Source organism: Paraburkholderia sp. BGA-UO-ETr-F12 (genome assembly GCF_059567945.1).
In genome coordinates this window covers 17,665-31,460 of sequence record NZ_JCAQOZ010000003.1, presented here as the reverse complement: position 1 = coordinate 31,460, position 13,796 = coordinate 17,665, and the positions used below count along the sequence as shown (strand labels likewise).

Sequence of the window (13,796 nt, the reverse complement as noted above, 5' to 3'; positions counted from 1 at the left end):
TTGTCCCCACTGAGCTAGCCATGACCGTCATCAAACAGGAAGATCTGATTCAGAGCATCGCTGATTCGCTTCAGTACATCAGCTATTACCATCCGCTCGACTACATCCAGGCCTTGGGCCGCGCGTACGAGCTCGAAGAGAGCCCGGCCGCGAAGGATGCGATCGCGCAGATTCTCACCAACAGCCGCATGTGCGCCGAAGGCAAGCGCCCGATCTGCCAGGACACCGGCATCGTCACGGTGTTCGTGAAGGTCGGCATGGACGTGCGTTGGGACGGTGCGACGATGGGCGTCACCGAGATGATCAACGAAGGCGTGCGCCGCGGTTATCTGAACCCGGACAACGTGCTGCGCGCATCGATCGTGAGCCCGCCGGAAGGCGCTCGCAAGAATACGAAAGACAACACGCCGGCCGTGATCCACTACGAGATCGTGCCGGGCGACAAGGTCGACGTGCAGGTGGCGGCCAAGGGCGGTGGCTCGGAGAACAAGTCGAAGTTCGCGATGCTGAACCCGTCGGACTCGATCGTCGACTGGATTCTGAAGACCGTGCCGACCATGGGCGCGGGCTGGTGCCCGCCGGGTATGCTCGGCATCGGCATTGGCGGCACCGCTGAGAAAGCGATGGTGATGGCGAAGGAATCGCTGATGGATCCGATCGATATTCAGGACGTGATCGCACGCGGCCCGAAAGACTGGATCGAAGAACTGCGAGTGGAACTGCACGAGAAGGTCAACGCGCTCGGCATCGGCGCACAGGGTCTCGGCGGTCTTGCCACCGTACTCGACGTGAAGATCATGGCCGCACCGACGCATGCGGCGAGCAAGCCGATCGCGATCATCCCGAACTGCGCGGCGACCCGTCACGCGCATTTCACGCTCGATGGCTCGGGCGTCGCGAAGCTCGAAGCGCCGTCGCTCGACGCATGGCCGAAGGTGCAGTGGGAACCGGACACGGAAAAGAGCCAGCGCGTCGATCTGAACACGCTGACGCCGGAACAAGTCGCCTCGTGGAAGCCGGGCCAGACTCTGCTGCTGTCGGGCAAGATGTTGACGGGCCGCGACGCCGCGCACAAGCGCATCGCCGACATGCTCGCCAAGGGCGAAAAACTGCCGGTCGATTTCACGAACCGCGTGATCTATTACGTCGGGCCGGTCGATCCGGTGCGCGACGAGGCAGTCGGCCCGGCAGGCCCGACCACCGCCACGCGCATGGACAAATTCACCGAGACCATGTTGTCGCAAACCGGCCTCATTTCGATGATCGGCAAGGCCGAGCGCGGCCCGGTTGCGATCGAGGCGATCAAGAAGCACAAGGCCGCGTACCTGATGGCCGTGGGCGGTGCGGCTTACCTCGTGTCGAAAGCGATTCGCAGCGCGAAGGTTCTCGCGTTCGAAGACCTCGGCATGGAAGCGATCTACGAGTTCGACGTGCAGGACATGCCGGTGACGGTTGCCGTCGATTCGCACGGTACCTCGGTGCACCAGACCGGCCCGAAGGAATGGCAAGCAAAGATCGGCAAAATTCCGGTCGCGACGGTTTGATCGCTATTGACATCCTCTGAATAATTTAAAGCCGGGGCCCGAAACCCCGGCTTTTTTATGATGAAATGAGAACGGTACGCATCACGCGAAAAACCCTCTGAAATCAGGCCAGAATCTGATTTTTTGCCTTGGCTTTTCGCGTTTCGGCGTTTATTGTTCTGGGAAAATCAAATCCCTATAAGGACACATCATGCAAGGCGACAAGAAGGTCATCGAATATCTCAACTCACAGTTGAAAAACGAACTGACCGCGATCAACCAGTACTTCCTGCACGCGCGGATGTACAAGCATTGGGGTCTCGAGAAACTCGGCAAGCATGAATACGACGAATCGATCGGCGAGATGAAGCACGCCGACTGGCTGATCGAACGCATTTTCATGCTCGACGGCCTGCCGAACCTGCAAGACCTGCACAAGCTGCTGATCGGCGAGGAAACCAAAGAAATCCTCGCTTGCGATCTGAAGCTCGAACAGATTTCACAGAGCACCTGTAAAGAAGCGATCGTGTATTGCGAATCGGTTCGTGATTTCATCTCGCGCGAAATCTTCGTGAAGATTCTCGACGATACGGAAGAGCACATCGACTGGCTCGAAACGCAACTCGACCTGATCGACAAGGTCGGCATCCAGAACTACCAGCAAACCGCAATGGGCTCGATCGAGTCCTGATCGAACCGAGACACGTAGAACCCGCGCGCCGGCTCATGGGTCTGCTCATACGCGATCCCGCCTGGCTGGTGATCAGCCGGCAAGCGAGTCGGCCCGTTTGCCAAAGCAGGCGCCGTGCGGGCGATATACTTGCGCACTTCCCCGTTTTCGTGAGTTTCCCGTGACCGGTGCGCCGCGCGTCTCCTTATCGCCTATGTCCACAGAATCGCCGTCTTCGAGTGTCGGAATTGCCAACTCCGGTGACAATTCACGAGCGCCGGTCGGCATTTTCGATTCGGGTCTGGGCGGTTTGTCGGTGTTGCGGGCGGTTCGGGCGCAACTGCCCAACGAGGCGCTCATCTACGTTGCCGACTCGCTCTACGCCCCCTACGGCGAACGCGACGACGACTTCATCGCCGATCGCACCCTCGCAATCGGAGAATGGCTCGCCAAACAAGGCGCGAAAGCGCTGGTGGTCGCGTGCAACACGGCGACCGCACAGTCGATCGCGCTGGTCCGTGAAAAGCTGGCGATCCCGCTGGTAGGCGTCGAACCGGGCATCAAACCCGCCGCGCTGCAGTCGAAAACACGTGTTGCCGGCGTACTCGCCACTCAGGTGACGTTGCGCAGCGCGCGCTTCCAGGCCTTGCTCGAGCGCTACGCCAGTGACTGCCGTTTTCTTTGCCAACCGGGCCACGGGCTCGTGCAGGCGGTGGAACGCTGCGACGTCGGGTCCGCTGAACTGCGCGCCCTGCTGCGCAGCTACCTGGAGCCCATGCTCGACGCCGGCGCCGACACTCTGGTGCTCGGTTGCACCCACTATCCGTTTCTCGACGCGGCGATCCGCGATATCGTCGGCGACCGGCTGATGCTGATCGACACGAGCGTGGCCATCGCGCGTCAGCTGGAACGGGTACTCGATCAGCATGGGCTGCGCGCCATGGCGGCAAGCCCCGGCTCTGTTCCGGCCCGCTTTTATTCGACCGACGACGGCGCGCATCAGCAGCAACTTGCCGCGACCCTGCTGCATATCGACGCAACGGTCGACCGGGTCGTGATCCCATCGCGCCGCACGGCCGCGCCGGATTCCCAAGCCGCATAAAGACTCTCGCCCGCCGTGCTTCGGGCCGCCAGACGGCCTTTTCGCATGGTTTTCGGACGTTTCTGCCCTCTTCCCGCCACCCGCGCCCCAGCCGCTCCGTTAGACGAAACCCTTCTAAGAGTCTGGTTTTGTTACAAAAAATGATGCAGGACGCTTGCCAAACCGGCCAATCAAAATGATAATAGTTCGCATTAACGTTAGCTATGACGCCCTGCCATGATTGTCTGTGTCTGCAAGTCTGTTTCTGACCGAAAGATCCGTGCCTCGATCGCGGAAGGCGTCGATTCGTTCGACGAACTCCAGTTCGAACTCGGCGTCGCTAGCTGCTGTGGCAAGTGCGCGGATTCCGTGCGCGACGTCATGATGGAAAGCGGCGTGTGCGCGAGCCGTTGCGGCTTCGACCATCACTCGCAACCCGTGCCGCTGACGTTTTACGAACGCAAGGCCGCCTGAGTCCATTTTCAGGGCGTGGCCCATGCCGCGCCCCGGGGCTTGCCGCCCCACTGCTTCACGCGTTATCCCACTGCCGTCAGCAAGCCAGTATCCGTACCAGCCAGCTACCCCGCTCATCCGTTAAAAGGAGTTCGAGATGGAATTGCTGATAGGTTTCGTGACCACTTTGTTCATTTCGCTGCTGATCTTCCGAAAATGACGATGTCTTGTCTGACGTGCCGCATCGACTGCACGCCTCCACGCTAACATGCAGGCCTCGCATACCGTTTCAGCCCGCACCACGCCGGCTTCGTCCCTCAGAATGAACTCCCGTGCCTTGAGCGCGACTGCCGCGGTCGCGGCGATTCATGTCGCTTTGCTCGCCGTGATCCTGACGCTGCGTCATGACCCCACGCCACCGGCAATCGAATCGCGCGTCATGACCGCCCAGTTGCTGCCGCCGGCGCCAGTGGCCGCGCCCGTCGCGTTGCAATCGATCGCGCCGCCACCGCCCAAGCCGACGCCGCCGGTCCATACCAAAGCCAAAGTCCAGCCAAAGCCGACACCGACGCCCAAACCAGCGCCTACGCCGCTACCCGAGGCTGCCGCGCCGTCGCCCACGCCTGTCGCGGCGCCTGATCCGACGCCGCCCGCGCCGGCCGCACCGCCCGTTCAGGCGGCGCCGGCGGTCGGCCGGCCGACGATGGAAATCACCGCGCCGAAAAACGTTTCGCACATCGACTGCAACATGGTCACGCCAGAGTACCCATCGCTGTCCAAACGGCGTGGTGAAACCGGCACGGCCTATGTGAAGTTCGTGGTCGGACTGACGGGCAAGCTCGAGAACATCGAACTGAAAAAGAGCAGCGGCTTCAACCGTCTGGACGATGCCGCGCTTGCCGCGGCGCACGCGAGTGCCTGCAAACCCTATCTCGAGAACGGCCAGCCGGTTCGGGCCGCGTACACCCAGCCTTACAACTTCAATCTGAACGATTGAGGCGGATTTCAAAAAAGAAGGAATAGCAATGCAAAACTACGGACTGGCGCACGTGTGGGCGCAAGGGGATTTCGTGACGCGTGGTATCGCGCTCGCGCTGTTGATCATGTCGGTGATGTCGTGGAGCGTGATCGCCATCAAGGGCTGGAATGTGATGCGGCTGAACCGTCTCACGAAGAACGCCGAGCAGCAGTTCTGGCATTCGGACGATCTCGCCGACGGCGTGAAGAAACTCGGCGGCGGTTCGTCGACGCCGCAGGACAATCCTTTCCTCGCGCTCGCGCTGTCGGGCCAGGAAGCCGCCGATCACCATCACCAAACCCAGCCGCATCTGCATGATCGTATGGACGTGTCGGACTGGGTGACACGCTGCCTGAAAGACACGATGGATGACAGCGTCGCGCGCATGCAAAGCGGTCTGGCGATTCTCGCCTCGATCGGCAGCACGGCGCCGTTCGTCGGTCTGTTCGGTACGGTGTGGGGCATCTATCACGCCCTGCTGGCAATCGGCGCAAGCGGCCAGTCGTCGATCGATCAGGTCGCGGGCCCGGTCGGCGAAGCGCTGATCATGACCGCGTTCGGCCTGTTCGTCGCGATTCCGGCCGTGCTCGGCTACAACGCGCTGACGCGCGCCAACAAGGCGATCGTCGCCAAGCTGAGCCGTTTTGCGCACGGCCTGCATGCGTTCTTCGTGACGGGCGCCCGTCTGTCGTCGTCCAAGCGCGGCGACGGTTTGCGTCTCGCCACGCGCGCTCACTGATCGACGAGGTATTCCGATGGCAATGAGCCCCTTCGCCAGCGACGATGACGACGGCCTGATGAACGAAATCAACATGACGCCGCTCGTCGACGTGATGTTGGTTCTCCTGATCGTCTTCATGGTGACGATTCCGGTGATTCGTCACGCGGTCAAAATCGATCTGCCGCATGCAAGCAGTCAGAAGGAAGATACCAAGCCCGCGCAAGTGACAATCGCGATCGATGCGGACGGCAACGTGTTGTGGGACGACAAGAAGGTCGACGACGCGGCGCTGAGCGCGAAGATTGCAGAGGCCGCGCAAGCGAATCCGCAGCCGGAGCTGCATCTGGATGCGGACCGCAAGGTCGCGTATGAGAAAGTGGCGCAAGTGATGTCGGCGGCGCAGGCCGGCGGCCTCACCAAGATCGGCTTCGTCACGCAGCCTAAAACGAAATAAGGGCAAGCGCTCCACGCATGGCGTCGCGCCCCTGTTAAGCAACGCCTGCCGAAAAAGCAGAATAGCCCTTGAAACAGGTGCTAAAAGTAAAAGGCCTTCATCGTCAGATGAAGGCCTTTTTTTGTGCGCACTCGGCGCCTTCGGGCGGCGGGATCACTTACCGTCAGAAGATGACTGATAGCTCGAATCACCGCATGCGACAGCCGTGGTCGACACGGACAGCGCGGTCAGCCCTATCAGGCCCACTATCATAGAGGCCATGAGTTTTCGCATAAGAGACTCCTTAGCGAAGGGATTTCACTATAGGCCCGCAGACGCGCGCATTCAAGCAAACTGCCATTGAAAGTACTCATGACAGGCGGCGCTTAAATGCTAAAAGCGATGTTGCCACCCGGAATAAGTGCTATGACGCGAGCGCGAGAGCCGGCCGCGCGGCGTCTTGTGTGTTTCGCGTCGGACACTCGCCCATGATGTGCTTGCCTTCGTCCGGATCGAGCATTTCAACCAGATAATCGACGAACGCCCGCACGGCCGGCACCATTCCCTGCCGCGACACGAATACCGCGTACAACTGCGGCGTCGGAAACGTCCAGCCCGGCATCACAGGCGACAACTGCCCCGCGCGCAACGCGCTGCCATACATCATTTCCGGCAACGCGGCGATACCCACACCGGACAGCACCGCTTCACGAATCGTCATCAGATCGGCGGTGACGAGGCGCGGCTCGTGTTCGTGCGCGTGGCGCGTGCCGTCCGGAGCAATCAGATCGAAGACGTGGCGCCCGTCGCCGGTCGGCACGTCGAGCGTTTCAAAACGGCTGAGATCGGCGGGCAACAGCGGCGGCGCATTCTGCTGCAACAGGCTCGGTGCGCCGACCAGCAGCTGCTGCGTGCGCCACAGCGGGCGCACCACGATGTTGGCGTTCTCCGGCGGATCGGAACGCACGCGCAACGCGATATCGATCGAATCGTCGAACAGATCGACCACGCGGTTCGTCACGCGCATCACGACCCGCACTTCCGGGTAGCGATGCATGAACTCCGGCAGAATCTGCGACAGGATGGTTTGCGAAACCGTCACCGGCACGCTCACGCGCACCGTGCCGCGCGGCGACGAACGCAACTGCTGCACCACGTTGACGGCCGCCTGCGCCTCGCTCAGCATCGCCTGACAGTGCTGGTAGAACAATTGACCGGCTTCAGTGAGCGCCAACTTGCGAGTGGAGCGTTGCAGCAGGCGCACGCCCAGCGACGCCTCCAGCTCGGTCAGCCGGCGCGACAGGCGCGACTTGGAAATACCCAGCACGCGCTCGGCGGCGGAAAAACCGCCATGTTCGACGACCTGCGAAAAGTACATCAGGTCATTCAGATTGTGTGAATCGATCTTCATCTCATCGTTCCAGTAATAGAACAATCCATTGCGTGAGGGCGGCTGGCACCTAGGAAAACGGTCCCTATAATAGCTCTATGTTTCAAAAATAACGCTATTCCCCATTTTTTGAGGTGACTTTGATGAGCACGACGCGCACGATCGAACGCACGTTTCCCGCCGTTCGCACGACCGAAGGTGGCGGCTTTATCGTCCACCGCCCGTTTCCGACCCGACTGCTGATGGATTTCGATCCGTTCCTGCTGCTCGACGAAATGGGTCCGATCGACTATGCGCCGGGCGAAGCCAAAGGCGCACCGGATCATCCGCATCGCGGCTTCGAAACAGTCACCTACGTGCTCGAGGGTCAGTTCGGTCACAAGGATTCGGGCGGCCATTCCGGCACGTTGCGGGCCGGCGACGTGCAATGGATGACCGCGGGCGCAGGCGTTGTGCATAGCGAAATGCCGGACCCGTCGTTCGTGCGCACCGGTGGGCGCGTACACGGCTTGCAGTTGTGGGTGAATCTGCCGCGCCGCGACAAGATGATCGAGCCGCGCTATCAGGAGATACCGTCGGCCAGCATTCCGGTGGCGACGTCCGCGGATGGCAAGGTGCGCGTCAAGGTCATCGCGGGCGAGGCGCTCGGCGTCAAGGCGGCGATTGAAACGCGTACACCGATCCTCTATCAGCATTTCTCGCTGCAACCGGGCGCGACGATCCGGCAACCCGTGCCGGCCGACTACCGGGTGTTCGCTTATAGCCTGTCGGGCAAGGGCTTTTACGGCGAAGGCGAGGCACGCCAGGAAATCGATGCGCAAAACATGGTGGTGTTCCAGAACGACGGCGAGTCGGTCACGCTGAGCGCCGGCGCCGAGCCGCTCGAAGTACTGCTGCTCGGCGGGGTGCCGCTGAAGGAGCCGGTCGTGCGTTACGGCCCGTTCGTGATGAACACCGAAGATGAGATCCGCCAGGCCGTGATCGACTATCAGGCCGGACGCATGGGCGCGATCACGCACTGATCGACCCTGCCGATGCGCGTTGCCGCTGACGATTGCGGTAACGCGGCATCGCCGCGCCGCCACGCATTGGCGCGGAGACCGGTAAATTCGTTCACAATAGTAATTTATGCCGCGCGCCATACCGTCTAACCATGATGGACTGTGGCGCGCGGCGATTTCCGTCCCTGTTCAGGAGCGCGCATGGCAGAGTCCCACGTCACCGCCCACATCGGTTCGACGAATTACCAGGTCCTTTTAGACGACGGCAAGCACACGTGGCTCGCCGACGAACCCGAGTCCGCCGGCGGCGGTGATCGCGGGCCTTCGCCGGTCACGCTGCTGCTGTCGAGCCTCGGGGCTTGCACGTCGATCACGCTGAAGATGTACGCTCAGCGCAAGGGCTGGCCGCTTGCCGACGTGCGCGTGGCGCTGTCGCTTGAAAGCGGCGACGCGGGCACGACGATCGACCGCCAGATCATGCTGGAAGGCGATCTGTCCGACGAACAGCGGGAACGGCTATTGCAAATTGCCAATGCGTGTCCGGTCCACAAGATCCTCACGCATTCGATCACGATCCGTTCGGGTCTTGCCGCTGTCGCCTGAAGCAGGAAAGGCGCGGCACCGGCAGACGGGACCGCGCCTATTGCAACGCTTTCATAGGAAGCCGTCGTTTTGAATTTCGAACACCTTATCCAGATCAACGATCCGTTGAATCCGCTTGTCGACTCAATGACCCGCGAACAACTGTGGGAAGGTCTCGTGCTCCGTGCCGAACAGCCGCAACTGTTCGTGATCGGCCTCGACAGCTGCACCATCCTTTCACGCGAAGCCGACACGCTCGAACGCGAACTGCACTATGGCCAGGCCACCGTGCGCGACCGTGTCACGCTGCGGGATCGCCAGAGCGTGCGCTACGACATTCTGCCGACGGCGGACTATGTCGGCGGCTCGCTGACCATGACGATCGAGCAGCCCGACGAACTGCAGTTGTTCCTTCGCTTCGAATACACGACCACCCTGCCGGTGTCCGACGACCAGGACGCCGTGCAGACGCAGGAAATCGTGAAGTCGGCGTATCGCGAAAACGATATCGACACGGTGCGGCTGATCCGTCAGTACGTCGTGGCCAAGCAGGAGCCCGGTTCGTTGCATTGATGTGGGTGCGGGCGCCCTGCCCGCGTCGTTGTGCCGGGCGAGGCCGCCGGATGGAAGGTGGCGTGCCTCTTTCGCCTTCGTCCTTCAGCTATCGAAACCAAGATCCGATGAATTTCTCTTTCTTGTAAATAGGAATAGTTATCATTTAGAATTAGTCCATCGAATCGACCAACAGCTAAAACGAATGACCGATCTCACGCGCTCTTCAACCCTCAGCCTGCGCCGCCCGGCGGCCGCGCTGACCAGCCGTCCGAAACCGTCGGCGGCGACGGCGGCGACAACCGCCACGAAGCCAGCAACGGATCGCGCCAACGGTGCCAGCGAAAAGTCGGATCGGGTCGTGCGCAGCGACACGCTGCTGCAAGGCCACACTCACGTCAGCATCGTGCATAACGGCGAAACCTATCAACTGCGCGCAACGCGCCTGGGCAAGCTGATCCTGACGAAGTAACGGGCAGCACCGAATCGCAGTCAGTACCGGGTATTGTGGGGACCACCTCCTCGAGAGGTGTTGGGCATTAGCCAGCCACGACGGCTTGCACGTGAGAACTAGACCCCTTCGTGCAGACACCAAGCCAGCCGTCGCAGCCAGCCAGGCCGCTTTTTTGGTTCTCACTCGATGCGGATAGACGAACGACATCGTGTATCGCAAGACAGGAAAAGAAAAAGCCGTGGGATGTTCATCTCCACGGCTTTTGTTTTGAACGGCGCCGATCAGGTTTCGACAGCACCACGAAGCGTTAGAACCTCGTTATGACCTACTTCGAAGCCCAGCCCCAGAACATCAGCCACCACGCACTATCGACCACCGCCAGCGCCGCGGCGAACCACACCATCGCGAGGGCGCGTTGAACGAAGCGCTCGCTATAACGGCGAGTGACCAGCCAGGCGAGCCACGCGCTCCACAGGTTGGCAATCGCCAGAATCGCGATACGCACATCCGACGCCCACCACAAGGGCACGTGTTCCGCGCGCAGCAGCGACAGCGTGGTCGCCGACAAGCCAAGGAACACCCCTGCGCCTGCGATCGGAATGAGGCCTTGCGTCAAATGATGCAGACGCACGGTATTGAAGCGCCCCAGCATGCGCGTCGCGCCCATCAGCAACACCAGTAGCGCGGTGCCGTACACCAGCGCGGTCGCGAGGATGTAGCCGATCACCATCGTGCCGTCGAGCCACGAGAATACGTCGTTCTGCTCAGGGTAATGCGTGAACAGGAACCACGGCGCGTTGGTGTCGAGCGGCCAGGTGATGTCGTGATCGACCAGCCAGTTGGCGAAGAACATCTTCAGGTCGATGAACCAGCGCGAAGCGGTCCAGTGGAACGCGCCGATCGCGATACCGAGCAGGCCGTACAGGATCAACGCGGTGTCCCACGGGTTCGCCTGTTTGTCGCCGAGCTGCACGACTTCCGACGACGGCGCGCGCCACGTCAGCGCGATCGCGTCGCGATGCCCGCTGCAACGGCCGCACATATGGCAGTCCGACGCGCCCTTCATATTGCGCAGCGGCACCAGCGGCGCGCAATTGATTGGAATCACGCGATGCCCGTGCTCGCCGTTCTTGTACGAACGGCGCCACGCGTCTTCATCGACCTTGTAGTGGAACGGCGCGAGACGCGCCAGCAGCGAAAAAACCCCGTTGACGGGGCACAGATACTTGCACCAGACGCGCTTCTCGCGTCCGTACAGCAAGCCGATGATCATTGCCGCGAAAGTCGAGCCGCCGAGCACCAGCAGCACCGCTTTCGGATACTGGTAGACGCTGACCATCTGGCCGTAGATGGTGGTGATGCCGAACGCGACGAATGGCCAGCCGCCCCAGCGCATCCAGCGGGGAATTGCCCGGCCGCGGCCGTACTTGCTCGCGAATTCCGCGAGCGCGCCCTCCGGACACAGCACACCGCACCAGACACGGCCGAGCATCACCATCGACAGCAGCACGAACGGCCACCAGATGCCCCAGAACACGAACTGCGCGGCAAGCGTCAGGTTGCTCCACAGATGCGCGGTATCGTCAGGTAACGGCATCACCGCCGGCACCAGAATCAGGAACGCGTACACGGCCACCACGACCCACTGAATGCCGCGGATCAAGCTGCCGTGACGCTGCATCCACTGCCCGGCCGCCGCGAGCCGGCCCGGACGTGTCATCACGGCACTCATGCTGCGCGCCCGGCGGCCTGCTGCGCAGGCTTGCGATTCGCGCGGCGCACCAGCAGATAGACGACCAGCCAGTACACGGCGTACGCGATCAGATTCATCAGCGCCGGGTGAGCGCGATAACCGGTGAGGGTCGCGACCAGCGAACCGAAGGTACTGGAATCGTCGAGGATGGCCGACGAATTCCACATCTGGCCAACGATTGTCGGCATGATTTCCTTGTCGATCAGCTTATCGACACCGGTCTGGAACAGGCCCGCGCCTAGGAACAACAGCATGATTTCCGTGACACGGAAAAAGAGCCGCCAGGAAAAGATCTTGCCGCCCAGTTGCAACACGTAGAAGGTCAGCAACGCGAGACCGAGACCGATCGCCACCGCGAGCATCTGGCTGCCGTCCACATGGCCCGATTGGCCAAAGCCGAGACCGTACAGGAAGATCACGGTTTCACTGCCTTCACGTGCGATCGCCAATGCGACCAGCAAGGCGACGCCCCACCAGTTGGAATCGCGCTTGCTCTTTTGCAGCGACTGTTCCATGTCGCGCTTGAGCGAGCGGCCATGCTGCTTCATCCACAGCACCATTTGCACGATCAGCACACAGGCGACCAGCACCATCGCGGTCTGGAAATAATCCTGCGCGTCACCGGAGAGCACTTCGGTGAAACCGACCAGCGCCGCGCCGAGTGCGACCGCGGCGATCAGACCGGCCGCGACGCCGCCCCACAGGTACGGCAAACCGCGGCGCGCATCGTCGTCGCCATTTTTCAACCATGCGTACAGGATGCCGACCACCAGCAGCGCCTCGACACTTTCGCGCCACACGATGAATAGAATCTGACCCATCCAAGCTCTCCCTCTACCTGCTACTGCTTTACCTGCCACTGCTCCGGCGAACGCGTCACCCGTTTGCTTGAGGGTCCGCGTTCGCGCCCCAAGCCGCTATTTCGCGACGATCACGCCCTGCGCCTGCTGATGAAAATCGTCGAAGAACTTGTACTCGCCCGGATCCAGCGGCGCGATCACGACGAACGAATCGCCGCCTGGCGCCAACACTTTTTCCTTGCGCAATTGCACGCTTTCGAATTCGGCCGCGCCCTTGCCCGTGTTGCGAATTGCAATCTTGATGCGCTGCCCTGCCGGCACTTCGATGCGGACGGGATTGAGCTTGCCGTCGTTCATTTCAAGATTGAAGGTGGGCAGATCCGCTGCGTGCGCGGCCCCAACTGCCAACGCAGTCATGGCGAGGATTGCGATCTTTCGGTTAATTCTCATTAGCCTTTCCGGAAAACGCGGCGCGGGAAGTGTCATCGTCCGCGCGCCGCCTGCTGCATGCATTCACTCATTCGCTCATTCACGGCCGGCCGCGCGGTCATGCGCGTGGAGCCGCGACGAGCCGCGTGCGCGGCGCTCGGCGATCAGTAACCGCCCTTCTTGCCGATGCCCGCGAACGTGAAGTCGTATTCGAGCGTGATCGGCTTGAACCACGGACCCACGCCAGTTTCCTTGTCGACGTGACGGCCGAACGCCATGTGACCGGTCTGCATCGGCGCTTCGACCATCAGCTTCAGATGGTATTTGCCCGGGCCTTGCAGCTTGACGTTGTCGCCGTAGTGCGGACCGTCGTTGGCGACCATCGCCATCATGTCGCCCTTCTGGGTCTGATTCGAACCGGCTTTCGTCAACTCATAACGGACTTGCAGATACGGCATCCAGTCGCCTTCGGCGAAACCCGTCGGATTATTCTTGACCGCGTGGATGTCGGCTTCCAGGTGGATGTCCGAATCCGACGCCTTGCGCATCATGCCTTCGGGTTCCATCGTGATCGGCTGCAGATAGACCGCGCCGATTTCCATGCCGCCCTGAATCTGGTGCTTGCCGATCGGGTATTCCGCAGCCGTTGCGGAAAGCGCCGCTACTGCGGCCACCGCTGCTGCGCCACCACGCACAAATGAAGAAATCCGCATTGAAACTCCTTGTTTTTTTCAGACTGGAATCGAGTCATTGGAACAGCGCGCGGCGCTTGTCTCGTTGCAGCACTTGCCAGTGCCCCCGCCGGCGGACATCAGCAGCGTACGCTGCAATACGAACGTTAATGCGAACCATTCTCAATATTGGTCGAGTTTATCATTGATCGGCAGGGAGAACAAACGCGGCTGCACGCAAAGCCTTACGGGAGTAGGGCCTTAA

General features: G+C 61.3%; 16 protein-coding genes. 11 read left to right on the top strand and 5 right to left on the bottom strand.

Going from position 1 to position 13,796, the window contains the following annotated elements; genetic code table 11:
- The first annotated feature begins 20 nt into the window (after positions 1–20).
- The 7 genes from AC57B6_RS00295 (at position 21) to AC57B6_RS00265 (ending at position 5,920) form a co-directional block, all read left to right on the top strand.
- On the top strand, positions 21–1,544 hold the full coding sequence (locus AC57B6_RS00295) for a fumarate hydratase (RefSeq protein WP_025496402.1): 1,524 nt from the start codon (positions 21–23) through the stop codon (positions 1,542–1,544).
- A 190-nt stretch (positions 1,545–1,734) separates the two neighbouring features.
- Complete coding sequence (gene bfr, locus AC57B6_RS00290; RefSeq protein WP_025496401.1) at positions 1,735–2,214, top strand: bacterioferritin; 480 nt, start codon at positions 1,735–1,737, stop codon at positions 2,212–2,214.
- 193 nt (positions 2,215–2,407) lie between these two features.
- Complete coding sequence (murI, locus tag AC57B6_RS00285) at positions 2,408–3,295, top strand: glutamate racemase (protein ID WP_028200332.1); 888 nt, start codon at positions 2,408–2,410, stop codon at positions 3,293–3,295.
- Between the two features lie 216 nt (positions 3,296–3,511).
- Positions 3,512–3,748: a (2Fe-2S)-binding protein gene (locus AC57B6_RS00280; protein ID WP_028200333.1), complete on the top strand. Its 237-nt coding sequence runs from the start codon at positions 3,512–3,514 to the stop codon at positions 3,746–3,748.
- Positions 3,749–3,995: 247 nt separating this feature from the next.
- Positions 3,996–4,724, top strand: a complete 729-nt coding sequence (locus AC57B6_RS00275; RefSeq protein WP_028200334.1) for an energy transducer TonB — start codon at positions 3,996–3,998, stop codon at positions 4,722–4,724.
- A 28-nt stretch (positions 4,725–4,752) separates the two neighbouring features.
- Complete coding sequence (locus AC57B6_RS00270) at positions 4,753–5,484, top strand: MotA/TolQ/ExbB proton channel family protein (RefSeq protein WP_028200335.1); 732 nt, start codon at positions 4,753–4,755, stop codon at positions 5,482–5,484.
- 16 nt (positions 5,485–5,500) lie between these two features.
- Entirely contained in the window at positions 5,501–5,920 is a 420-nt protein-coding gene (locus AC57B6_RS00265) for an ExbD/TolR family protein (protein WP_028200336.1), read from the top strand.
- Between the two features lie 403 nt (positions 5,921–6,323).
- Here AC57B6_RS00265 and AC57B6_RS00260 read toward each other — a convergent pair whose 3' ends face one another.
- A complete protein-coding gene (locus AC57B6_RS00260; protein WP_028200337.1) occupies positions 6,324–7,310 on the bottom strand; it encodes a LysR family transcriptional regulator in 987 nt (328 codons plus the stop codon).
- A gap of 122 nt (positions 7,311–7,432) precedes the next feature.
- On the opposite strand from AC57B6_RS00260, the gene AC57B6_RS00255 reads away from it, so the two are divergent.
- The 4 genes from AC57B6_RS00255 (at position 7,433) to hemP (ending at position 9,896) form a co-directional block, all read left to right on the top strand.
- Positions 7,433–8,311 (top strand): pirin family protein, encoded by an 879-nt coding sequence (locus tag AC57B6_RS00255; protein WP_030103366.1) that lies wholly within the window; start codon positions 7,433–7,435, stop codon positions 8,309–8,311.
- A gap of 180 nt (positions 8,312–8,491) precedes the next feature.
- Positions 8,492–8,893 (top strand): OsmC family protein, encoded by a 402-nt coding sequence (locus AC57B6_RS00250; protein WP_046566098.1) that lies wholly within the window; start codon positions 8,492–8,494, stop codon positions 8,891–8,893.
- Between the two features lie 69 nt (positions 8,894–8,962).
- Positions 8,963–9,445, top strand: a complete 483-nt coding sequence (locus tag AC57B6_RS00245) for an SRPBCC family protein (RefSeq protein ID WP_028200340.1) — start codon at positions 8,963–8,965, stop codon at positions 9,443–9,445.
- Positions 9,446–9,629: 184 nt separating this feature from the next.
- Positions 9,630–9,896 (top strand): hemin uptake protein HemP, encoded by a 267-nt coding sequence (gene hemP / locus AC57B6_RS00240; protein WP_028200341.1) that lies wholly within the window; start codon positions 9,630–9,632, stop codon positions 9,894–9,896.
- A gap of 307 nt (positions 9,897–10,203) precedes the next feature.
- On the opposite strand, the gene AC57B6_RS00235 is transcribed toward hemP, so the two are convergent.
- The 4 genes from AC57B6_RS00235 to AC57B6_RS00220 form a co-directional block, all read right to left on the bottom strand.
- Positions 10,204–11,610: a 4Fe-4S binding protein gene (locus AC57B6_RS00235; protein WP_028200342.1), complete on the bottom strand. Its 1,407-nt coding sequence runs from the start codon at positions 11,608–11,610 to the stop codon at positions 10,204–10,206.
- Positions 11,607–12,452 carry an FTR1 family iron permease gene (locus AC57B6_RS00230; protein ID WP_496420510.1) on the bottom strand — a complete coding sequence of 282 codons (846 nt, stop codon included), beginning with the start codon at positions 12,450–12,452 and terminating at the stop codon, positions 11,607–11,609. Before AC57B6_RS00230 ends, AC57B6_RS00235 begins: the two co-directional genes overlap by 4 nt.
- Positions 12,453–12,548: 96 nt before the next feature.
- The gene (locus AC57B6_RS00225) at positions 12,549–12,881 is read right to left on the bottom strand and encodes a cupredoxin domain-containing protein (RefSeq protein WP_030103365.1); all 333 of its coding nucleotides are present in this window, start codon (positions 12,879–12,881) and stop codon (positions 12,549–12,551) included.
- A 143-nt stretch (positions 12,882–13,024) separates the two neighbouring features.
- Positions 13,025–13,573, bottom strand: coding sequence for an iron transporter (locus AC57B6_RS00220; RefSeq protein ID WP_178368795.1), 549 nt, complete (start codon positions 13,571–13,573; stop codon positions 13,025–13,027).
- Positions 13,574–13,796: the final 223 nt, after the last annotated feature.